Below are 21048 nucleotides of genomic sequence, written 5' to 3' on the forward strand. Positions count from 1 at the left end.
CTCACGGGGGCAGAGGGCCCAGCGGCCAGCCCCGCACGACGCACGCCGTCGCGAGATCGTCCGCGAGACAGAGAACATCCGCTACCCACTGCTCGGGCGGTAGACCCCGGGGCCGTACCCAGTGCAGGCCGGGCCCGCGGGTGCACCCGGCACCGGGGACCACGGCCGTGCCGCTGGTGACCAGACGAATGTGGGGCAGCAGCATTTCGTACCGGCGCTCCCAGCCGGCCAGGGCCGCGGCGTCCAGCAACCAGGCGGAGGCGCCGCCGGGGGCACGGATCATGGGCTCCGTGCTGTGGCACACCATCCAGTGGTGAATGCCGGCGGGCGCCCGGACCAGCACCCACGGGGCGCCGAGGCCCAGTGGCAGGACGGCCCGGCCGGCGCCGTCCGGCGGGGCCCAGGTCATGAGCGGTTCTGGTGGCAGGTGCAGGCGCAGTCGCCCGTGAGCACCAGCACGCCGTCCGGGGTCCGGACCTCGTACGGGCCGGGGCAGTGTTCATGCGCGTCCGCCTGCTGCGGCCGGTCCTGGGCGAGGCGGCACGCCGGCGCCACGTAGGGCGGCTCGGCGGCGCTCATGCCAGCCAGCGTTCGGTGGCGAGGGCAATCGCAGGGAACAGGATCTCCGGCGCCGTGAATACGGGCCTCGTCCCGTCAGGTGGCAGACACCACCACACGACGTCCCAGCGCGCCAGGCCCGGCACATACAACCGGCCGCCGTCGGTGATCACCACCACGTCATCCGTCGGCGGCTCGTACCCGTCGGCAGCGTTGGCAGGGATGAACCAGCTCAGTCGTTTGGCGGCCTCGTCCTGGATCAGGGCGCCGGACTCCGTGCCCAGCTCCGTCAGGACGTACGCGCCGAGGAGGAACGGCAGGCTGACGGCATGCCAGCCGTGCGCGCCGACCTCAGTCCAGCGCACCGTAGCGCCCGGGGGAATCCAGTCAAGCGTCGCCGGCATCCTCATCCTCGCCTCCGCTGTTGGTGACGAGCAGCAGTGTGGAGGGCGAGAGCGGGACTAACTGTCACTGAACTGTCACACGGCTACACCCCCACCCAGGCGGCCAGGAGGTTCAGGTCATCCGGCGTGCGCCGCCGGACCGCTCGCAGGCCGCGCACCGTCTGCGCGACCCGCGGATGCAACCGCGTCTGCTGGGGCGCCAGCCGCCGGGCCGCCTGGAGCGACACCAGGGACGCGGCTGTCCGGCCGGTCTCCATCTCCGCCCACGCCCGGTCCACCAAGGCCGCCGCCCTCCGCGATGGCGCCCACCCGCGCGGCGGCCTCAGAGCCCGCGCCACAACCAGAGCCTGGCCGTACTGCCGCAGCGCAAGGCGCGCGTAGACCTCGTGGCTCGCCACGTTCGCCGGGCCGAACGACAACCAGTGGACCCGGCCGACCTCACCGGTGCGCTGGGCGATCTCGGCTGCCTCCGCCAGATGCGTCTCCGTGGCCGATAGATCCGCCGCTCGGGCCGCTATCACGGCCGCGCCCAGGTGGAGCTGTCCTTCCACCGCCGACCGCTCCATGCCCGGCTCGGCGGCCGACAGGATGCCGTGGCCGGCCCGGACCATTCGCAGGCCGATCCCGTGATCCGACCCGCTGCTGCGGTACCCCAGCGCACGCTTGTACTGGCGGATCGCGCACAGCACAGGGTCGCCGGCGTGAGTGGCAGCCCACCCCATCCGGTCCAGCGATCGGGCTGCCAAGTCGTAGCTGCCCAACTTGGTCGTCACGTCGTGCGCGGTGCGGTACACCGACGCCAGGGCCCGCCACGCCTCGCCGGACGGCCGCTCCAGGCACACGTTCGTCAGCTCGGCGAGCAGCGCTGGCAGTGCCGCTGCCACCTGCCGCAGGCGCCCCTGCCGGACGCCGACGCACGCAGCCTCGGCCTCGGCAACGAGCACGGCCGTGGGCCTGGGCCGCAGCCCCGCATCGGCCGGCAGATCATAGAGGTCGAGCGCCTCCCGGATCGGCCTTATCAGCGGGGCGACATGAGCGGGGAGGAGAGAGGGCACTGGTGGTCCTGTGAGGGTCTCGATGTCGATGTGCAGGGCCCGCGCGACCGCCGCGACCAGGTCGGGTGTGGGCCGGCGGTGGCCCGACTCGACGTGGCGGAGCGTGCTGTACGAGTACGGGATACGGCCGGCCAGGCCGTGCTGGGTGAGCCCGGCCCGCTTCCGCTGATCAGCGATCCGTGCGCCAATGGGCACGTCGGTATCGTCAGGCATACTGGTCTCCGTTCCGTGCTGGCACTCGGAACGGTACTCGTCTCCGCCCCCGGGCTCGTCGGCTCGGGGGCGGACGCGTGTGATGAACTGCTGCCTATGACCGACGTGTTGTACCTCTTCGGCGCTGCGGCCCCGCCCGTGCTGGAGTTCCCCCAGGTAGTGCGCCGCGCGCAGGCCGACGGGTGGGACGTGTGTGTCGGGTTGACGCCGGCGGCGGCCGACTGGCTCGCCGACCAGGTGCCCGAGTTGGAGGAGTTGACCGGCAGGCCCGTACGCTCGCGGTACCGGCGGCCGGGCGAGCCGGACGTCTGGCCCAGGGCGGACGTCATCCTCTTCGCGCCGACCACGATGAACAGCCTCAACGCCTGGGCCCTCGGGTTGACGAGTTCGCTCCCAGTGGGAGTCGTGGCCGAGGCCATCGGCAAGGGCATCCCCATGGTCGCGATGCCGTGCGTGAACGCCGCGTACGCCCAGCACCCGCAGTTGCCGCGCTCGATCGAGACGCTACGGGCAGCCGGCGTAGACGTGCTCTACGGCGACGGCGGGTTCGTGCCGAACCCCCCAGGTACGAAGCGCCCATACCCATGGGACCTGGCTCTACGCGCAGTAGAGGTAGCCGCAAGCCGCGGGTAGGCCGCCGTCTACCATCATCAGCGTGGACCTCCCCGACTCCCTGATGCAGCTCCAGACCGCTGCCGACGCCGAGCACGCGCGGCTCCTCGACCTGCCGTACGGCGCCGAGTACGAGCAGCAGTGGGAGACCTGGCGCACCGCCGCCGAGACCGTGCAGGCCGCCATCACCGCCCACGCCCAGGCCGAGAGCGCCAGCCGGTACGCCGTCGAAGCGGCGCTGAAGAAGACCGTGCGGCACCCCGAGCCCGAGCCGGCCGACGCCTGACCCGGGGTGCCGTAGCGGTCAGTCCACCGCGGCCGACCCATCGGCCAGCTCACCGTTCAGGTACAGCATGCGCCGGATGCCGTCACGTGACGGATAATCCCTGGCCGGCCCCGTCACGAACGTGGCGGCCATGGCAGCCGTGACCCGCTCCACGTCCTCAGGGTCACAGATGATGCGGATCTCGAACGACATCAGGCCCTCCGGTGGGGGTTCAACGCGCGCAGCCGGGCCCCGAACCCCGGGTCGGCCGACGGCGGGCTGTGCCGACCGGTGTCCGGGTCGAGATACCCCCAGATGCCACGCGTGCCCGGGCCGCAGAGCATCAGCGTCATGGTCTCCCCGGGTGGTGCATGCAGGGCCGCGACCTCGTGGTACACCGCGCGGTCGACCGAGTTGGCCGAGTCGGCCAGGTGGTCGTGCCGGGTGGCGGTCACGACTCCGCCCGTCGCGGCGTACCGATCCTCCGCGTACCCACCAGCCAGGATGTGGCTCCGGAAAGACCAGGGGTGCGAGTGCGGCATCGGGCGGCCGGAGCGCAGGTCCGGCAGGTGCCACAGGTTGATCTTCACGGTGCGCTCGGCGCCCTCGACCAGCACCAACTCGGCCTTCGCCAACCGGCCGTCCTTGTCGGGCACGAGCCACCAATCGGCTGGCGCGGTGAAGCGCTCCCAGGAGAGGGCAAGATCCGGCGCGTGCTCGGTGAGGCCGGCCGCCGCGAGTTCGTACTGCGCCTCGGTCAGCACGAGGCCGGGCGCGATCTGAATGGGGTCCATGCCGATCACCCTGCCGCTGCGGTGCGCGGGCCGGTAGGTGTTTCCTGGAATAGGAAACCCCTGCCGCCTGCCACCAGGCCGTTTCCAGTTCAGTGGAAACACTGGGCCAGCTCAGAGCGCCCGGTCCGGCCGACACGCCTCGCACGGCATCGCCTCGCCACTCCGCAGCAAACCCCGGGCAGCGTCGGCTGACGCCCGCTCCGCCCCGGCCGGCGCCTGCCCGCAGTCCTGCCGGTGCGCCCGCCACCACGGGCCCTTCCCGCGCTCCCGCGCCTTCTCCAGCAGCCACCGCCGCCCCGGGAGCGCACCCCCCGTCGGCACCCCCGAGTAGTCCTGCCCCGGGATCGGGGTGACTCGGTCGGCCGGCAGCACGATCGGAGTAGGGGTACCGACCGGCCTGATCCCTGCCGGCCCGGTCTCCCGGCCCGGCAGGATGGCGTCCGCCATGTACCACCAGGTGCCGTCCGGCATGCGCTCCCGGCCGGTCACCACGACGTCCAGCTCCTGCCCGTCAGGCATGCGCGCCCGCGCCCGGGGGCCCGCCTGACGCCACCGCTCCTCATCCATCGCGTCAGCCGTCCTGTGGCGCGGCGTCCGTCGTCAGGTGGGCGGCCAGGATCGCCGCCGCCTCATCCGGGCCGCCTACTCGTTCGATCTGCTCACCAAGGTCCGAGGGCACGACGGCCACCTGCCGCTTCCCTCGGCTCGTCAGGAAGTACACCCGGCGCAGCAAGCGCGTGCTGGCAAGGAGCTCAGAGAGATTGTTTCGGGTCTGGGCGATGGGCTGATCTGCGGATTCGATGTCCATGCAAGCGAGATTACCGTCAAGCCCCGATGTGCATCAGGGGCGGACGCGCATCGGGGCTTGATGTACATCGAGCCCCGATGTACATTTTCAATGTCGGGGAGTCCCGGCGTCAGCCTCGCAGGACAGGGAGCCGTTCATGAGCGCCGTCATCTCCAGCCTCAATCCCGGCAGCGCCATCTATCCCTACCCACTGCTCGAAGAGATCATGAGCACCTACGACGTCAGCCGCAGTGAGGCACACGAGGGCATCCACATCCTCTTGGGGCAGATCATGGAGATCGACGGCGAGGAAGCCGTCATCCTGAGGCAGGAGCCGATCGAGCCGAACCTGCTCCACGACAACCCTCGCGACCTGAACGTCTACTACTGGATCACCATCACGGACGACGCGGCGGACACGATCCGGGAAGCGTGGGCAGCAGACGCCGCCAACCCGGACGGATACTGACGTTCGATTTGGGCGCCAATATCCCTTACCAGGGGGCCTGTTGGCGTCACCGGTCGCGCACGCTACAGTGTGAACCGTTCTTGCGACGCAACGTGCAAGGACGGCAACATGTGCCCCGCGCTGCGGGGTTGATCCACGACCCAGGTGAGCCGGCGGGATCGAGCCGTCGAGTCCCCGCGCTGCGGGGTTGATCCGTGTGGTGGATCACAGGAAGTGGACCTGAGATGAACGCCCCGCCCAGCGGGGATGTCCCGCTCTTCCGTTTAGCGGAACAGTCGGCCCCGCCCTCGCGGGGAACGCGCATCGGCCCCCTCGCCGCCCGAAGGCAGCGAGGGGGCCATGCTGTTCACGACCGCCGGCGGTCCGGTGCCAGCCCCGGGGCCTGCGAGCCGGGCGCCGTCGGCACCGGCTCCGGCGGCGGCGCGCCATCCTGCCGGCACACAAGCGCGGCCGGGTCACTGGCCAGCGGCTGGAGCGAGTACCCCGCCGGGCACGCAGCACCGGCCGGCCCGCGCTCCCCGGCCGGCCCAGGCTCACCCCGCGGCCCCTGCTCACCCGCCGGCCCGGCCGGCCCCTGGGCACCCGCCGGCCCCGGCTCACCCTGCGGACCCGCCGCGCCATCAACACCCGCCGCACCGTCGGTACCATCCTCGCCGGCCGGCCCCGGCGAACCGATCGGCCCCGCCACACCCCGCTGCCCCGTCTCACCATCCGCCCCATCCGGCCCCGTACGACCAGCCCCGCCACGCGCCCCCGGCTCACCACGCGGACCCGTCGCACCAGCCGGCCCCGGCGGACCAGTCACACCCGGCGGCCCCACGCCACCGACCGGCCCACGGCTACCCGGCTCACCAGCCACCGGGTCCCCACCCAGATCCTGCACCTGCCGCGCCAGCGCATCCCGCGCGCGGTTCGAGTCCCGTAGATCCGTGCTGAGTTGCTGCACGCTCCACACGATCCACGCCAGCGCCAGCCCCAAGACCAGCGCCCCGCCGATCGCGAGCGCGTCCCCGCGCCGCCACCGTCGCTCCTCCGCCCGCAGCCCGCGCCGGCTCATGACCTGCCCCCCTGGGTCAGCATGATGATCACCGGCAGGAGCACGCCGATCAGCGGCACGATCACCGCGCCGATCAGCCATCTCCTGGTTGCCACCAGCTTCTCCGCGTCCTTCTCCCGCAGCGTCTCCAACGTCGCCACCCGCTGCGCCAACGCCTCGTGCCTCAAGTCGTAGACGTCCTGGCTGACCTTGCTGTCGATGCGACGGCCGAGTTGCTGAATGTCATCGCGGACGTCGGTGAGCCGATCCTCGAAGCGCCTGACCACTTCTCCGAGGGTCGGCTCATCGGGCATGGATACCTCCTGGGTGAGGCCGGGTTACAGGCCCTGGACCGGCGGGGCCGGCGGGTTGCGGTATGTGTGCCGCGCCTGCCAGCCCGACAAGAACGTGATCGCCGCCGGTATCAGCGCGAGGACGAACGGCGTCAGGCCGTCCGGCATCCACTCCACCAGCCGCGAGTCGTCGTGGACGGCCGTCAGGCTGGCGATCAGCCCGGTGCTCGCGATGTACGACCCCGCCGTACTGGCGGTGACCTTCTTCTCGACCGACTTGTTCGCCATAACGTGCCTCACTTCTTGGGGAGCTTGAGCTTCTGACCAGGAGTTATCTCGTCCGCGTCACGGAGCTTGTTGAGCGTGGCGATCTCCCGCCAGCGCGCGCCGTCGCCGAGCTTCGACGCGGCGATCGACCACAGCGTGTCGCCCTTCCGCACGGCGTACGACGTGCCACCAGGGGCGCCCTTGGCGTGCTCCAGCACGCGGGCGAAGTCGATGTCCCCGGGATCACCGTGCGAGTTCTCCGGGACGTGCTGGTGTCCCAGCCAGCCGTAGTAGTTGAGCCACTGCGCGCCGGTCAGGCGCACGCTGTTCGCGCCGTACGAGCCGCCGACCTGGCCCTTCTTGTACGCCTTCCACGTCACCGACGACTGCATCCTGATGCCGTGGTGATCGTGAGCCCAGCGCACGAAGCGGCCCAGCTCGGCGAGCGCCCAGTCCGGCGCCTCCGGCCAGAACAGGTAGCCCACGCCCGCCTTCCGCCCGGACCACGACTCGGCGTGCCGCTCATCGCACGTGCCCACCAGCTCCACCTGGACCGCGTTGAGCTGGTTCGTCTCCACGCCGCCGGCCCGGTTCACCAGGGCCCGCGAGGACACGTCGAAGTCGAAGTGCTGGTGCCAGACCAGCCGCTTCGCCTTGATGTCCGGCAGGGCAGTGAAGTTGGGGGCCGACGCACCGCGACCGTAGTCCGGCACCGACCACCCCTCCGTCGTGTGGATCACGCCCACGTTGGACTCCATCGCGGTGCCGCCGTAGCGCGACTGCCACCAGTACGTAGTGCTGGCGCCGGGGTACTTCTGGGGGCCGGTCTTCATGCCGGTGCCTCCTGACGTGCGAAACGCCCCGGCCAGGGTGGCTCGGGGCGTGGTGTTCGGGACGGGGTGGGGCGGGTCAGGCTTCGCGGTACCAGCCGGTGATCGTGACGATCGCGCCCGCGAGCAGATGCTGGCCCTGGACGTTCAGCAGCCGGTTGTCCGTGGTGGCGTCGCCGGCCGCCGCGACCTGGGTACGAAGCCGGTCGATCGTCGCGCCGGTCCCGGTGATGAGGATGACCGCGCTGCCCTTCGTGGACTGCGTCGCGGCCCGCACGCTCTCGGCGGTCATGTCGAGCGCCTGCTGGATACCGCGTGCGGGGGTGGTCGGCAGGGACACGCTGACGCTGGTGGTCCCCGAGCCGGCCGCGTTCACGACCAGGCCGATGTTGATCCAGATGAGCTTGCCGAGCCGCTGGTACTCCCCGGTCGCGGTGGTGAACGTCGCGCTTCCGGCGCCGGTCACGGTGGGCGTGTACGTCTGTACGCCCAGGTCCAGCGGGCTGGCGTCCGGGGTGGTGGACTGGTCGTCCAGCGGGCCCGTACTGCCGCTGCCGGCGAGGTCGTTGCCGTACCGGCGGACCCCCGTGCAGCCCGACGCGATCGACAGCCCGTACGCCGCCTCGGCGCCGGACCCAGCCAGCCGCACCTTGTTACCAGTGATCAGCACCCCGTCAGCCGCCGAGGACACCCGGATGCCGAACGCGCCTGCCGTCCGGCTGGCGCCCTTGATGAAGTTGCTGGCCACCTGGGCGTCGCTGCCGCCTTGGACGTGGATGCCGTTGCTGCCCGTGTCCCGCACCGTGTTGCCGACGACCTGCATCCCGGCACACGTAGCCGCCGCGATCCCCGAGTTGGTCACCGTGTAGACCCGGTTCCCGGTGACCGCGCCACCGGTGCAGTTGACGATGCTGATGCCCGTCCCGGCGCCGGCGCGGACTACGTTGCTGGTGATGGTCACCTGGTCGACGTACTCCAGCCGGATGCCACCCTGGGACCCGTCGCCGGTCTGCGTATCCAGCACGTTGTCCGCGATGGTCACCGAGGTCAGGTGGCCGGTCGGTTCGCCGATGACGCCGAGCACGTCGTCGTAGTTGCCCATGCTGCGGAAGGTGTTGCCGACGACGACGACGCCCTTCGTCTCCTGCGAGGCGTTGGTCTGGGTACCAGAAGCGTTGGTGGTGGCGTTCGGGTCGGCGGTGTCGTTGGTCCACACGTGCACGCCGGCGCCTTGGCTGATCACGGCGTTTCCCTGGATCAGGCAGTCCTGCCACGCGTACGGGGCGAACGCGTACTGCGCGCCGCCCTCCACGGTGCAGCCGGTCACGCGGATGCGTTTGTGCCAGCGGCCGATGGTGGCCGAGTGGGAGCCGATCCCCCGCGGCCAGGCCACGGTGCCCTCGGTGCCCGACGCGCCGATGTAACAGTCGCGGATCGTCACGTCCTCGCAGGGGGTGTGGTCGTACGGGCCGAACGGCGGGAACACCGAGCTGGCCTTGGCCAGGTCGATCTGGATCGCTTCGGAGGCGGGCCGGCTGCCGGGGTCGAAGTAGCCGCGCAGCCGGCAGTTGGATACGACGGCGTCCTTCACCGCGTTCAGTTCGATCCCGTGCCAGCCGGGAACGTCCCGGATCTCCAGGTCCCGCACAGTGACGTTGCGGGCGTGGCCGATCATGATGCAGGACGCGTTGGTGGTCAGCCCGGATGCGGTGCCCTGCATGTTCCACAGGCCGCCCTCGATGGTGATGTTGCCGTGCCCGGTGTATCCGCCCAGGGACTGGCTAGCGTCGCCGTTCACGATCATCGTGTCGCCACCGGCCCGACGGAACTCCGCCCCCGGCAGCAGCGTGAGCCGGGTGTTGCCGTAGATCCGCAGCGTGGCGGTCAGCCGGTACGTTCCCGGGGGCGCGAGCACCCAGCCGCCGGACGTCTTCGCCGCCGCCAGCGCCGCCTGCACCGCCGCCGTGTCGTCAGCCGTGCCGTTGCCCAGGGCGCCGTACTCGCGCGGGTTGAACACCTTCTGGCCGGCCAGGCTCACGCCGGCCGACGCCGTCAGCGTCCCCGTCACCGCGAGCACCCCCGGCCCCGAGCGGGCCAGGGAGACATCTCGCGCGGCCGTGCCGGAGCCCCACGACATACCGCCGTCGGTCGACCGCCGGTACCGGTCGAAGGTGTCCGCGCCGACCAAGCTCGCCTCGGCGACCGCGGCGGCCGAGGCGAGTTGGGAGGTGATCGTGCCGGTCATCGTGCCGCCCGCCGTCGGCAGCGCCGCCGAGGCGGCCGACAGGGCTTCCTGGGCGACCTCGCGCGCGGCCTGGTACCAGCGCACCGTGCCGCCGCCCGGCGCGTTGTACGCGTAGTCGACGGCCACCACGTCGGGGATCTTGAACGGGCGGATCGCGCCCGGAGTCGCCGAGCCGGCCGCGTTGGACCGCAGCTCACTGACCGGCGTCGTCCCGTTCGCCTCGAACATTGACGTGATCAACTCGTTGGTCCCCGCCCGGTAGACGAGCACCAGGTAGTTCGGGATGACGTTGCCCGCGCTGTCGGCGATGACGTCAGCCGGGGTTCCGCCGAAGGTGTAGAGCGCCACAGCGGCCCTTTCAGTCGATCCAGTAGGAGCCGTTGATGGCGATCCACGGCGTGCCGCCCGCGGTCGGTCCGTCCTGCGACCACCAGGTGATGTCCCCGGCCACGCCGAGCGCGGACGCCGAGCCGACCTCCAGCACCTCCAGCTTGCCGACGCCGATCGTGACGTCGCCGGCGAGTGAGCCGGTCGCGGCCCAGGCTCCGATCTGCACCTGCGGAATGCACGTGGACGGCACGGAGCCGACCTTGACGCCCTGGTTGGGGACGACCTGCCCGTCGTTGCGCTCGATCCGCCCGCGGAGGTAGACGCGCTTGCCCACGAGCCGGGCCTGGGGGGTGTACCCGCCGCTCGCGGTGTACCCGGTTGCCAGGGTGACCGGCTGCCACGCGGGCAGTGGCTCCCACAGCGTGACCCACGTGTTGGCGGCGGCGGAGGTCTTCACCCAGGTCGTGCCGTCAGCCGCCACACACAGCGTGCACAGCGGGGCGCCGGCGAACCGGCTGTTGCGGTCGGCGAGGTTGGTGACGTCGTGGACCAGGTGCGGGTCCACCGCGGTGGCCATGTCTGCCAGCCACGCCGGCACGTCCGGGCCGTCCCCGCCGGCCGGGACCGGCAGCGTTTCGTATCCGATGGTGGCCACCTGGGGCGCCTCCTATGCAGAGAAAGTGATCGTGAGCCGGCCGCCGGTGACGCTCATGTAGTCCCGGGACCCGCGCGAGTAGATGGCCAGCCCGCGGGCCGCACCGGAGGCGAGTTGGGAGCGCCAGGAGGCCGGCAGGGTCGCGGTGCCGGTGGCGCCCACGCTCAGGCTCAGCAGTTCCTCGGGCCCGTCGCCGAGGTTGAGCTGGCCGGAGGGAGCGACCGTGTAGTCGTGGAGGTACAGGTGGAGCGGTCGGCGGGCGTTGACGCCGGCGCCGCGGCGGCGGGTGAACGCGACCTTCATCGAGGACACCGTCTTGCCGGAGCACGCGGCGGCGATCGACGTCCCGTAGAACCAGCCGCCGCGGCGGTCGCCTCGACCGGTCCAGTCGCCCTGGGTGGGGCTGGCGGCATACTCGTCCGGCCGGCCGCCCCGCCAAGTGCCGGCATCCGTCGGGCTGATGCTCACCGGCCTGGGCGGCCGAGTCGGCGGCGGGGGCGGCGGCGGGTCAGTCTCAGAAGCCAACTGCCCGTACAGCTCGACCTTGCCCGCGGAGTTCTTTCGCAGGTACAGCGTCTGGACCTGCTGCCAGCCCGAGCCGGCGGGGCCGGCCGTGCCCCATGTCGCGGCTCGGACGACCTGTGCGTCCAGGGCGACGTCCTCGGCGATGGCCTGCATCGCGGCCTGTTCGACCGGGGCTTGGTCGCCGCCGAGCCGCCACTTCACAACCGGCCGGGCGCCGAGTTGGACCGCCACCCAGTCGCCGGCCGCGCGGTTGCGGTAGGAGTCAGCGCACGGCACGTCGATGGCCAGCGTCCCCTCGATGTCGAGGTTGACCGTCCCAGTGTCGGTGACGTCGACGACCTGCCCGGAGACGGTCTGCCGCTCGGCCGCCGAGCCCTTCGCGAGGGCTTGGCCGAGCAGGTCCGCAGCGTCCATCACAGCCTCCTGGCAGTCGTACGCGTACGGCAGGACATGCTGGCGGCGCCGAGCGTCCAGGACAGGGAGTCGATCAGGTGCCGCTCCCACACCCCGGGCGCCGTCTCGACCTCCACCACGTCCCCCGGCTCCAACGCGGCGTTGCACGCCGCGGTCAGGGCCAGGGAGGACTGCACGCCCAGGGAGTCGGCGAGCCGTGACCGGGCCACCGTCGCGGCTTGGTCGGCCGTAGTGATCAGCGCCGAGGAGTGGCGGCCGACGCGCTGCCGCACCCAGTACAGGCCCTGCCGCTGGGGTGCGAGCGGATCGCCGACCGGGTCGGGACCGGCGTAGGTGAGTGAGTTGGGGTCGTCGTCCCAGGCGTATGCCGGGCCGATCGCCGGCGCCCCGTCACCGGCCTCGCCGCTGACGGCCCAGAGGTTGATCAGGCCGTCGCTGCTCTGCTCCTCCTGCGGCTCGACCAACACTCCGCCCGCGCCGCGGCCGACCCGCCACACCACCGGGTCCGCCAGCGTTGGCACCGGGCCCACCGTCACCACGCCCCGGGCGTCCACCCAGATCTCCCCGGCCAGCGCCGCGGCGATCCCGGTGCCCGTGCCGGAGACGTCCGTGCCCGCGGCCAGCACGCCCCACCGGTCCTCGGTGGCCATGATCTGCGGCACCGGCGTATCCGGGTCCACCCCGTCACGCCAGGCGATCGGCACGCCCGGTAGAGCCTCGCCGACGAGTTCGGCGACCAGGTCCCGGGCCAGGCCCGGGCCGACCGTCCGCGCCGTCGGGAAGCCCGCCGCCCGCACCTCGTCCTCCAGGCCGTCGAGTTCGACCTGGATGCCGGTGCGGCCGAGTGCGGCGCGGGTGACGGTGTACCGGCCGGCCGGCAGCCACACCGGGTTGGTCCGCGGCAGCGAGATGCCCTGCCACAACCGGACGTTCGTGGAGATGCTGTTGATGCCCGCAGCGCCGTGAGGCACGCCGGTGAGGACGGCCTGGGCGCTGTAGCGGACCTCCGCGCCGCGCTCGGCCGTCACCTGCGCCGACCCCGCCGCCAGCCCGCACGGGGCCCAGGTCGTCCCGCCGTCGTTGGACCACTCGGCCCGGTACGGCCGGCCCAGGGCCTGCGGGAGCGCGGCCAGCGCCTCCGCGTCGATCGGCAACATCAGCTCACCGCGCCGTTGGTGGCCAACGCCGCGAAGGTCGAGAACGCCGCGGCCACCGCGTCGAAGGTGGCGTACTGCCCGGCCACCACGTCGAATGACCAGCCGGGCATGCGCAGGGGCTGGCCGGCAGTGCTCGGCCGCGCGACCTGCACCACCCCCGCCGTGAACGTCCGCGCCCCGTCCGGCGTGGTGTCGATGCCTTCGGCCGGGTCGGAGAGCAGCACGTACATGTCCGGCCGGTGGTAGCCCGCGACGGTCTGGATCAGCCGTACGCCGGGCGTCGTCAGCAGCCGCCGGATCACCTCGATCGCCGGCCCGTCGGCGTCGATGGTGATGTCGGACGCCGCGGCCGAGTACACGTCCTGGCTCGTCACCGGGAACGCCGAGCCGGCGATGTCGGCCTGGTCGATGCGCGCGGCCCAGGCCAGGCTCGGCCAAGCAGTCACCGTCACCCGCGCGGCCAGGTCCGGCGTGTCGATGCTCTTGATCCACACGTCTGCCGGCGCGGTCGGCGCGGGCACCGTCACCGACACCGACGACGCCGGCCCCGTGCTGCCGTCGGCGAACGTCGGCGTCACCGAGAAGGCGACGGCCACGCCCAGCGGCGCCTCGTGGTCGTACGCCACGCCCACACCGCCAACCGCCCACGCGGAGTCGGCCGACCGCACCGGCGCCCCACCGGCCGCGCCCGGGTCGAGCCGGGTGATCCGGATCTTCCGTACGTCGGCGGCCCCGGCCAGGGGCGTGCCCGCGGTGTAGTCCACCCCGAGCACCACCCCCGCGTACACCGGGTCCACCACCGCAGTCAGCCACCCGTCCGGGCTCACCGCCGGCGTCGGCGGCACGACCGGCGGCGCCAGCGGGTCCACGATCAACGGCACGTCGGCCTCCTCGTCATCGGCTTCCTGCCGCCGCGCGGCGGCGGACCTGGGTGAACCCGGCGGCCACGCGGGTGTCGGCGAGATCCTCGACGTACGCGTCGAACTCCCTGCCGCCCACCACCAGCCGCAGCCGCTGACCCGCGGCGAACCCGCCGGCGGCCTGGGCCGCCACAGGCACCGGGCCGACAGGCGCGACCGGCGGGACCGCGGCATCGGCCACCTGAGCCGCAGCCGCCGCCACCTGGGTAGCCGTCGACGCGAGACCGAGGCCGACACCGGCCCCGGTCTGCTGGCCGACCCGGAAGGTGACCCGGGAGGGGGAGCGGATCTTGAGCTTCTTCTTGATGGACTTGACCAGCGCGTCGCCGAGCCGGTCCATCTCCCGCTGGAGATCCTTCTGCTGGGCCTGGAGCCCGGCGAGGAACCCTCGGCCGGCCTGCTTCCCACTGTCGTACATGTGGTCGGCCATGGTGTTGCCGTACGACGTGGTCAACTTGGCGCCGCTGGCGGACAGCTTGTTGAGCTGCCCGATCTGCGCCGCGCTCGCCCCTCCCAGCATCCGCGCCAGCTCCGAGTCCGGGCCCGCCGCGATCAACTGGCCCAACATGTCGCGGTTCAGGCCCCGCTTGCCCAGGGTGTTGATCCGCTTCTGGAAGTCGCCGGCCGTCTTCTGCCGGGCCTTAAGGCCGCCGATCAGGCCCTGGATGTCCATCGGCTCAGGCACCGAGGCCAGGCTGATGTAGTCGGCCGCGCTCTTCTTCTGCTCGCCGGCGAACGCCTTCGCCTCCGCGATCCGCGCGGCTACCGCATCCCGCCGCTTGGCCAGGCCCTGGAGCTTCGCCGAGGCCCGCAGCGTCGCCGCCGCCAGCGAAGAGCCCGCGCCGCCGGCGCGCTTCAAGTCCTTGGCCATCTCGCCGGCGGCCTTGTTGATGTCGCCAGCCGACTTGCGCAGCGCGGAGGTGAAGATGCCGGTGTCGGCCCGCACCTCGGAGACTGCGCGGGCGCGGTCCCGCGCGGCCCTGGCCGCACGCTCCCGGCGCTCCCGTTCCCGCTGAGCGCGAGCCCGCGCCGCCGCCGACGACCCGCGCGCGAAGCCCCGCAGCGAGTCCAGGCCGGCGGCCATGCTCATGGACGTGCGGTGGTCGTAGACCTCCTCCCCGCCCTGGAAGCGGACCAACTCCGGTCCGCGCTCGCCGACCCACGCCAGCTCGCCGGCGCGCGGCCTGCCGCCGTTGGCGTAGCCGCCCGGCCGGTTGTACGCGCTGGCCAGGCTGCCGTACCGCGACAGGGCGTACCGCATCGAGGCGTAGATGTTGGCCAGCGGGTCGTAGATGCCGCGCGACCGGAGCTTGCCTGCGTACGCGTTGAACGTCGAGCCGATGGTCTGCATCAGCCCGCGCGACGGGTCGCCGTTCTTGGCGTTGATGTCCCAGTTGTTGATCGCGCGCGGGTTACCGCCCGACTCCTGGTTCATCCGGCGGAGCACCACCGGCAAGAGGCTGGCCGGCTGGCCGACCAGCTCCAGGGCCTGGAGGACGACGCCGCTCCAGCGCTTGACGCCGAGGCCGCCGATGTCGCCCCCGCCGCCGAAGCCGAAGAGGCTCTTCGCCTTCGAGACGACCTTGTCCTTGGCGGCCTTGAGCCAGGCCACTGGCATCTTGGCCAGCAGCCCAGCCCACTGCGAGTCGCCGATCTTGGCGATCCGGTCCTTGATCGGGCCGACGGCCTTGTCCCAGATCTTGCCCGGGTCGGTCAGGAAGTCGATCTTGTCGCCAAGCCAGTCCGCAGCATCGCTGAACCCGCTGCCGACGGACTTGGCCTTGTCCTTCACCCAGTCCTTGGCGTCGCCCAGGATGCCGCCCCCGGCCAGGTGCTGACCGGCGGCCTCCCACAGCGAGCGGGCTCTGCCGCGGTACTTCGGGTCGGTCGGGATGACGAACTCGGGGTGGCGGGGGTTACCCTCGCCGACGATCGCGGTCGGCCGGTTGACGCGCATCGGCCGGGCCGGGCCGAAGCCCCCACCGACCGTGCCGCCGGCCTCAAGCAGTTGCGGGCCAGGCGGCATCTTCGGCAGCTTGACAATCCCAGCCACCTTGTCCCAAACGGCTTTGATGCCCTTGGTGTAGACGTACTCGATCACGAAGTTGACAGGCCGCTTGGTGACGCCTTCGAGCTGCTTCCATGCCGCCTCGATGCTGCGCTTCGCCGCGCCGAACGCGTCGGCGAACAGACGGACGGCCGTCTTCCCAGCGTCCAGGGCCGGCTTGATGCTGGTCCGCCACGCGATGCTCACCGCCGCGCCCACACCCGACATCGCGGGCTGCACAGACGACCGCCACAACCACGTGAACACGCTGCCAACCCCGCGCACGCCCGCGCGCGTCAGGTCGAACGCAACCTTCATGCTGGTCCACGCCCAGCGGGCGAGGTGCTCTACACCCTGGAACGCCGGCTGAGCCGACGATCTCCACAGCCACGTGAACACCCCGCCCATCAGCCGTAGGCCCGCCCGGACATACCCGAACGGAATCTGGATCTTGCCCCACAGCCACTGCGCCAGGGCCGTGACTCCAGCGAACGCCGGCTGCACCGCACTCCGCCACAGCCACATCGCACTCTGGCCGACTAGCTGGAACCCGCCACGGACCGAGGCGAACACCGCCGAGATACCGGCCCACCACAACTGGGCCAGCGCGACGATGCCCGCGAACGCCGGCCGGATCGCTGTCTGCCAGAGCCACGTAGCGATCCCGCCGACTGCCTTGAACACGATCAGCAGCGGGGCCAGGACGGCCACCGCCACCACGGCGAACAGCACGCGCGCAGCCACCGAGATGCCCTGGAACGCAGGCAGCAGGATGGTCCGCCACAGCCACAACCCGGCCGTACCAACCGCACGCAGTCCCACCATGAAGCCGTCCAGGGCTGGCTTGATGCCGTTGTGCCACGCCCACAGGGCCGCGGTCTGGATGCCCTGCCAGGTGGCCATCACCCCAGCGCGGAAGGTCTCCGAGCGCTGCCAGGCGATGTACACCGCGGTCGCCAACGCCACCAGGGCGATGACGACGAGCGTGATCGGGTTGAGCGCCATCACCGCGTTCAGCGCGGCCTGAGCCGCAGTGAAGCCGCCAGTGACCGCGGTGCCGATGAGGATCGCCGCGCGGTAGACGCTGAACGTCGCGGTGACGATGCCGGTCGCGATGGCCTGGGCGTTGAGCGCGAGCGTCAACCCCCCGACCAGCACGATCGCCGGCAGCAGCCACACGCCCCACTCCCGCAACCACCCCACCGTCGCCTTGCCGCCGGCGATCAGGCCCAGCAGCACGCCGCCCATGGTGCGCAGCGGCGGCAGCAGGTAGGTGTTCGCGGCACGCCCAGCAGCCACGATGACCGGCAGCACCTGCCCGCCGAGCAGGTTGACGAAGCCCTGCTCAAGGCTGCGCTTGAAGACCTCGATCTCGTGCGACGGACCGCTGTGCAGGGTCTTGCCGAGCTTCTCCGCCGAGCCGGCCACGTCCTGGAAGCCGCGCCGGGCCTTGCCCGGGTCGAGCTTGAATAGTGCCGCGCCCAGGTCTTCGGCCTGGGTACCGAACAGTCCAACCGCTGCGGCCTCGCGCTTGACCGGGTCCTTGATCGCACGCAGCTTGTCCAGGACCGTCTGGAGACCAGCCGTCGCACCCTTGCCGCCCTTGGCGATCTGGAGCGACATCTGCTCGGCATTGAGGCCGAGCGCCTTGTACGCGTCCTGCGACCCCTGCGACATGTCAACCGCACGGATGCTGAACTCCTTGAAGGCGTCCGCGATGATGTCCGTGTCGCGCGCGCCACCCTGGAGCCCCTGCTGGAAGAGGCCAAGCGCCATCTTCGAGTCGATGCCCAGCTTCCGGAGCTGGACCGGGTACTCCTGGAAGGTCTCTAGCAGGTCCTCGGCGTTGGGGCCGAGTTTCTGCATGCCGACGGTGATGACGTCCAGCGCGCTCGACGCGTCCGGCGCCAGCTTGTTCTTGAGGAGCGCGGAGACGGCCTGCGTCTGCATCGACATGTCCGTGCCGAACGTGTTGGCCACGTCGGCCATCTGCGCGCTGATGGACTTGAGCTGCTTGTTCGTCGCGTCCGGCGGCACCAGGCCCGCGTTGACGACAGCGCGGATGGTGTCGGCGCCCTGCTGGATGTCCTCGGTGATGCCCTTCGAGTACAACTCCCCGGCGATCCGCCCGTACCGGCTGGCGTCCTTGCCCGTCGCGCCCAACTGGGCCTGCAACTTGGAGGTGACGTTGGCCTGGTCGATGGCCTTCGACAGCCCGGCCACCAGCAGCGCGCCGGCAGCGACGCCGGCAGCCGCCGCACCGATCTTGAGTTTGTCCCGCAGCCCCCCGCCGGCCGCCTCACCGGCATCCGCACCCGCGTCCCCGGCAGGGCCGATGAGCTGCCGACGCAGCTCATCCCCGATGCCACGTACGGACGGGATGATCTGGAGAGTGGCGTAGCCGACGGAGGGCATGGGACCTCCTTGCGCTCGCTATGCAGTTGTCAGGTGATCTGCCCGGCGGCGATGGCCTGCCGGCGCTCGGCAGCCCGCTTCAACGCGGCCTGCCGCTTCGCCCGTCGCTCAGGCGAGTTCTTGTCCTGCCGCTTCCGGCCAGTGCCCGGCCGCTCCAGCGGAACCGGCGGCTTCGACTGCTGCGAGCTCTTCAGGCCTTCGTTGGCCCGCTGCCAGTTGGCCACCAGCAGCGCGTCCACGGTCAGCGCCTGGAGGTGCTCCTGGAGCCCCCACACGCCGTCCGTATCGCCCGTCGCAAGCCGGGTACGGGCGGCCGGCGGGAGCTGGCGCACCAGAACACCCAGCTCCCGCCACGTCAGTCGCGGCCGGCCGCCCGGGTCCCGCGCGAACAGATCGGAGAGCCGGACGTTGTAGTGCTCGCGGAGGTCGGCCTCTACGGCCTCGCCGTGCTCCCTCAGGAGTCGGACGAGGCCCCCGATTCCCCCAGGCCACAGTGGGCCTTGTACGCATCGAACAGTGCCTTCATCTTGTACTGCGGCATCCCGACCTTCTTGAAGTCGGGCCACTGCTCTGGCCCGAGGGCGATGCGCAGAACGGTCAGGACTGTGCCGGCGTCGCCGGCGTCCGCATCCTCCGCCAACTTCCACACGTCGAGTTCCTCGGCGTGCCGCATCTCCCAGCGCCGACCGCCCCAGTGCACCCGAAACGGGGTGAGGTCGGCCTCGGCCTGGACGGCGTCGAGATTGAAGTGGAACGGCTGGTCATCGGCAGTGCGCTTGGTCGCGGTTCGGGTGGTCATCGCTACTCGCTCTCTCTGCTCTTGAGCACCTGGACGGAGTCGGCCAGGAGGGTCAGGCGGACCGTGCTCGGCCCGCCGCCGGACAGGTGGATCTCCATGGGCTCGTCGGCCACGAGCCAGGGGAACGGCCGGCCATCGACCAGGACGACGCCGCGCGGCTGCACGACGATCTCCCGGGCCAGGCGCGGCTGCGGCGGCTCGTCGTCGGCCGGTGGGCCGGCGGTGTCCTGGGTGAGGGCGGCCACGATGCGGCTGCGTAGGTGGCGCGGCAGGTCGTCGTCGGCGCCGATGAGGCCGAGTTGGATGGCCTTGGCGCGGACCTGGGCGTCGGTGACCTCCAGCATGAGCACCGCCTCTCGTCACGGTTCGGGAGGGTGGTACCGGGGCGCGGCCGAACCGCGACGAACACCCGCGCCCCGGCGCTCAAGGGTCAGGTGACGGTGACGGCGCAGGTGTCCGTCTGCCCCTGGTAGGTCGCGGTCACCGTGGCGGAGCCCGGGTCCACGCCGGTCACGAAGCCGGCCGACACCGTGGCCTTGGCCGGCGCCGACGACGACCACGACGCCTCCGCCGTCACGTCCGCCGTGGTCGCGTCCGAGTACGTCGCGGTCGCCACGAGCGAACCGATCGCCCCGTCCGCCACCGACAGCGTCGCCGGGATACTCAGCGACTCCAGGACCGGAGTCGTCTGCCTCTCGAACAGGTACCCGTCGGCCGTCGGGAAGATCGTGCACGCGAACGTCGCGGCTTCCAGGTCCGTCTCGTTCTCCCCGTGGTCGCCGTCCAGGGCAACCTCGGCGTACAGCGAGGTAACCAGCCTCCGAACCTTGGAGCCCTCGCGGGTCTCAAACGCCACCTTCACCCGGGCCGGGCGCGGCACCTTGATCCGCGTCGCGGTACTCCCCGGCCACAGCAAGCTGAAGGTCGTCGCGTTGTCCTCCAGCGCCGTGAACGATTTCGTCAGCTTGAAGTGCTGGCGCGACGTCCTGACCAGGATGCCGCCCCACGCGAACTTGTCATCCGTGTCCTCGTCACGGGACTCGGGGAATCCCTCGTCGCCGTCGAGCAGGCCGACGAGCGACCAGTCCACACCGAACGGAGTCTCCGCATCGGCGGGCAGCGCGGCAGTCAGGTTTGTGGAGATGTAGACGTCAGCGTCGGTCCAGAGATTCGCGCGTGTAGGGTCGCCGGCCACGGCGCCCTCCTCTCGGTTCAGGGTGAGTAGGCGTCGCGGTTCAGCAGTCGTGCAGGTCAGACCAGTTGTGGCCGGACGTTGGCGAGCACCGTCAGCGTGCTCAGGTCGATGCCGCTCACGTCATCGACAGCAGGAAGCGGACCGGTCGCCGGGCGGCAGCCACGGATCACGGGCCCGGAGTGGACCAGCAGCACGCCCTGGCAGAGCATCGCCAGATCGTGCGCCTGGTCGGCATCGGCATGCCACACGGTCACGCGAAGCGTGCACCGCGCGTTGGCCATGCTGGAGTGGGGGGCGTCGGTGTCCTTGCGGACCATGACGTACGGCAGGTCCGGCGTCTCCGGCGACCGGTCACCCGGCACCCGCGTACCCACCGCCACGCCCACCACGTACGGCTCCGACCGGCCGGCCAGCGCCGCCCGCAGCACGCCGGCCCCGGCAGACTGCACATCCGGGAAGACGGTCAACGGCTTGGTCATCGCTGCCACGCCTTCACTTCGAGACCGGCCCGGCCAGCCGCCCTAGTGAGCAGCCCATCACGCGCCTGCCAGGCCATCGCCCGCACGTCCTCAACCGCAACCGTCGCACCACCACGGTCCGTCGTGTAGCTGCGTACGGTCACGGTCGCGCGCGGCTCAGCAGCCCGGATCTCCGTGGCAACAGCGGCGGCGTACCCGTCAATCGCCTCACGCACAGCCGGCCCACGCAGGTAGGCGCGGATGCCCTGGTAGTCCAGAGTCAGGCTCTCCAGCAGCACGGCGGC

26 protein-coding genes are annotated in these 21048 nt (G+C 71.4%); 3 read left to right on the plus strand and 23 right to left on the minus strand.

Annotated elements, in window-relative coordinates; genetic code table 11:
• Position 1: 1 nt before the first annotated feature.
• The 4 genes from ACMA1D_RS01790 to ACMA1D_RS01805 all read right to left on the minus strand — a co-directional run bounded on the left by ACMA1D_RS01790 (position 2) and on the right by ACMA1D_RS01805 (position 2230).
• Positions 2-409, minus strand: coding sequence for a hypothetical protein (locus tag ACMA1D_RS01790; protein WP_414722046.1), 408 nt, complete (start codon positions 407-409; stop codon positions 2-4).
• The gene (locus ACMA1D_RS01795) at positions 406-579 is read right to left on the minus strand and encodes a hypothetical protein (RefSeq protein WP_414722047.1); all 174 of its coding nucleotides are present in this window, start codon (positions 577-579) and stop codon (positions 406-408) included. Before ACMA1D_RS01795 ends, ACMA1D_RS01790 begins: the two co-directional genes overlap by 4 nt.
• The gene (locus tag ACMA1D_RS01800; protein WP_414722048.1) at positions 576-962 is read right to left on the minus strand and encodes a hypothetical protein; all 387 of its coding nucleotides are present in this window, start codon (positions 960-962) and stop codon (positions 576-578) included. Before ACMA1D_RS01800 ends, ACMA1D_RS01795 begins: the two co-directional genes overlap by 4 nt.
• Positions 963-1045: 83 nt before the next feature.
• Positions 1046-2230: a helix-turn-helix domain-containing protein gene (locus tag ACMA1D_RS01805; protein ID WP_414722049.1), complete on the minus strand. Its 1185-nt coding sequence runs from the start codon at positions 2228-2230 to the stop codon at positions 1046-1048.
• A 96-nt stretch (positions 2231-2326) separates the two neighbouring features.
• On the opposite strand from ACMA1D_RS01805, the gene ACMA1D_RS01810 reads away from it, so the two are divergent.
• Positions 2327-2863 carry a flavoprotein gene (locus ACMA1D_RS01810; RefSeq protein WP_414722050.1) on the plus strand — a complete coding sequence of 179 codons (537 nt, stop codon included), beginning with the start codon at positions 2327-2329 and terminating at the stop codon, positions 2861-2863.
• Positions 2864-2885: 22 nt separating this feature from the next.
• Positions 2886-3128, plus strand: a complete 243-nt coding sequence (locus ACMA1D_RS01815; RefSeq protein WP_414722051.1) for a hypothetical protein — start codon at positions 2886-2888, stop codon at positions 3126-3128.
• Positions 3129-3146: 18 nt separating this feature from the next.
• Here the strand turns inward: ACMA1D_RS01815 and ACMA1D_RS01820 are convergent, their stop codons facing one another.
• The 4 genes from ACMA1D_RS01820 to ACMA1D_RS01835 all read right to left on the minus strand — a co-directional run bounded on the left by ACMA1D_RS01820 (position 3147) and on the right by ACMA1D_RS01835 (position 4709).
• A complete protein-coding gene (locus ACMA1D_RS01820) occupies positions 3147-3320 on the minus strand; it encodes a hypothetical protein (RefSeq protein ID WP_414722052.1) in 174 nt (57 codons plus the stop codon).
• Positions 3320-3901, minus strand: coding sequence for a hypothetical protein (locus ACMA1D_RS01825; protein ID WP_414722053.1), 582 nt, complete (start codon positions 3899-3901; stop codon positions 3320-3322). Before ACMA1D_RS01825 ends, ACMA1D_RS01820 begins: the two co-directional genes overlap by 1 nt.
• Positions 3902-4012: 111 nt before the next feature.
• Complete coding sequence (locus ACMA1D_RS01830; protein ID WP_414722054.1) at positions 4013-4420, minus strand: DUF6233 domain-containing protein; 408 nt, start codon at positions 4418-4420, stop codon at positions 4013-4015.
• 52 nt (positions 4421-4472) lie between these two features.
• Positions 4473-4709 (minus strand): prevent-host-death family protein, encoded by a 237-nt coding sequence (locus ACMA1D_RS01835; RefSeq protein ID WP_414722055.1) that lies wholly within the window; start codon positions 4707-4709, stop codon positions 4473-4475.
• 136 nt (positions 4710-4845) lie between these two features.
• Here ACMA1D_RS01835 and ACMA1D_RS01840 point away from each other — a divergent pair, with 136 nt between their 5' ends.
• The gene (locus tag ACMA1D_RS01840) at positions 4846-5157 is read left to right on the plus strand and encodes a hypothetical protein (protein WP_414722056.1); all 312 of its coding nucleotides are present in this window, start codon (positions 4846-4848) and stop codon (positions 5155-5157) included.
• A 1053-nt stretch (positions 5158-6210) separates the two neighbouring features.
• Here the strand turns inward: ACMA1D_RS01840 and ACMA1D_RS01845 are convergent.
• From ACMA1D_RS01845 to ACMA1D_RS01915, 15 genes are all read right to left on the minus strand, one after another.
• The gene (locus ACMA1D_RS01845; protein WP_414722057.1) at positions 6211-6507 is read right to left on the minus strand and encodes a hypothetical protein; all 297 of its coding nucleotides are present in this window, start codon (positions 6505-6507) and stop codon (positions 6211-6213) included.
• 24 nt (positions 6508-6531) lie between these two features.
• Positions 6532-6774 (minus strand): holin, encoded by a 243-nt coding sequence (locus tag ACMA1D_RS01850; RefSeq protein ID WP_414722058.1) that lies wholly within the window; start codon positions 6772-6774, stop codon positions 6532-6534.
• An 8-nt stretch (positions 6775-6782) separates the two neighbouring features.
• Complete coding sequence (locus ACMA1D_RS01855) at positions 6783-7586, minus strand: LysM peptidoglycan-binding domain-containing protein (RefSeq protein WP_414722059.1); 804 nt, start codon at positions 7584-7586, stop codon at positions 6783-6785.
• A gap of 76 nt (positions 7587-7662) precedes the next feature.
• Positions 7663-10176, minus strand: coding sequence for a NosD domain-containing protein (locus tag ACMA1D_RS01860; RefSeq protein WP_414722060.1), 2514 nt, complete (start codon positions 10174-10176; stop codon positions 7663-7665).
• Positions 10177-10186: 10 nt separating this feature from the next.
• Complete coding sequence (locus ACMA1D_RS01865) at positions 10187-10813, minus strand: hypothetical protein (RefSeq protein WP_414722061.1); 627 nt, start codon at positions 10811-10813, stop codon at positions 10187-10189.
• 12 nt (positions 10814-10825) lie between these two features.
• The gene (locus ACMA1D_RS01870) at positions 10826-11752 is read right to left on the minus strand and encodes a hypothetical protein (RefSeq protein ID WP_414722062.1); all 927 of its coding nucleotides are present in this window, start codon (positions 11750-11752) and stop codon (positions 10826-10828) included.
• Positions 11752-12909: a phage tail protein gene (locus ACMA1D_RS01875; protein ID WP_414722063.1), complete on the minus strand. Its 1158-nt coding sequence runs from the start codon at positions 12907-12909 to the stop codon at positions 11752-11754. Before ACMA1D_RS01875 ends, ACMA1D_RS01870 begins: the two co-directional genes overlap by 1 nt.
• Positions 12909-13790, minus strand: a complete 882-nt coding sequence (locus ACMA1D_RS01880; protein WP_414722064.1) for a hypothetical protein — start codon at positions 13788-13790, stop codon at positions 12909-12911. Before ACMA1D_RS01880 ends, ACMA1D_RS01875 begins: the two co-directional genes overlap by 1 nt.
• 13 nt (positions 13791-13803) lie before the next feature.
• The gene (locus ACMA1D_RS01885) at positions 13804-18291 is read right to left on the minus strand and encodes a phage tail tape measure protein (protein WP_414722065.1); all 4488 of its coding nucleotides are present in this window, start codon (positions 18289-18291) and stop codon (positions 13804-13806) included.
• A 29-nt stretch (positions 18292-18320) separates the two neighbouring features.
• Positions 18321-18623 carry a hypothetical protein gene (locus ACMA1D_RS01890; protein ID WP_414722066.1) on the minus strand — a complete coding sequence of 101 codons (303 nt, stop codon included), beginning with the start codon at positions 18621-18623 and terminating at the stop codon, positions 18321-18323.
• 122 nt (positions 18624-18745) lie between these two features.
• Positions 18746-19090 (minus strand): hypothetical protein, encoded by a 345-nt coding sequence (locus ACMA1D_RS01895; RefSeq protein WP_414722067.1) that lies wholly within the window; start codon positions 19088-19090, stop codon positions 18746-18748.
• A 2-nt stretch (positions 19091-19092) separates the two neighbouring features.
• Positions 19093-19434, minus strand: coding sequence for a hypothetical protein (locus ACMA1D_RS01900; protein ID WP_414722068.1), 342 nt, complete (start codon positions 19432-19434; stop codon positions 19093-19095).
• A gap of 86 nt (positions 19435-19520) precedes the next feature.
• Complete coding sequence (locus ACMA1D_RS01905; RefSeq protein WP_414722069.1) at positions 19521-20285, minus strand: Ig-like domain-containing protein; 765 nt, start codon at positions 20283-20285, stop codon at positions 19521-19523.
• A gap of 56 nt (positions 20286-20341) precedes the next feature.
• Entirely contained in the window at positions 20342-20764 is a 423-nt protein-coding gene (locus tag ACMA1D_RS01910; protein WP_414722070.1) for a hypothetical protein, read from the minus strand.
• A complete protein-coding gene (locus ACMA1D_RS01915) occupies positions 20761-21042 on the minus strand; it encodes a hypothetical protein (protein ID WP_414722071.1) in 282 nt (93 codons plus the stop codon). The genes ACMA1D_RS01910 and ACMA1D_RS01915 overlap by 4 nt, the downstream gene beginning before the upstream one ends.
• Positions 21043-21048 lie beyond the last annotated feature (6 nt).

Origin of the sequence: Streptomyces sp. 796.1, from assembly GCF_047525675.1 — a bacterium.
GTDB lineage: Bacteria > Actinomycetota > Actinomycetes > Streptomycetales > Streptomycetaceae > Streptomyces.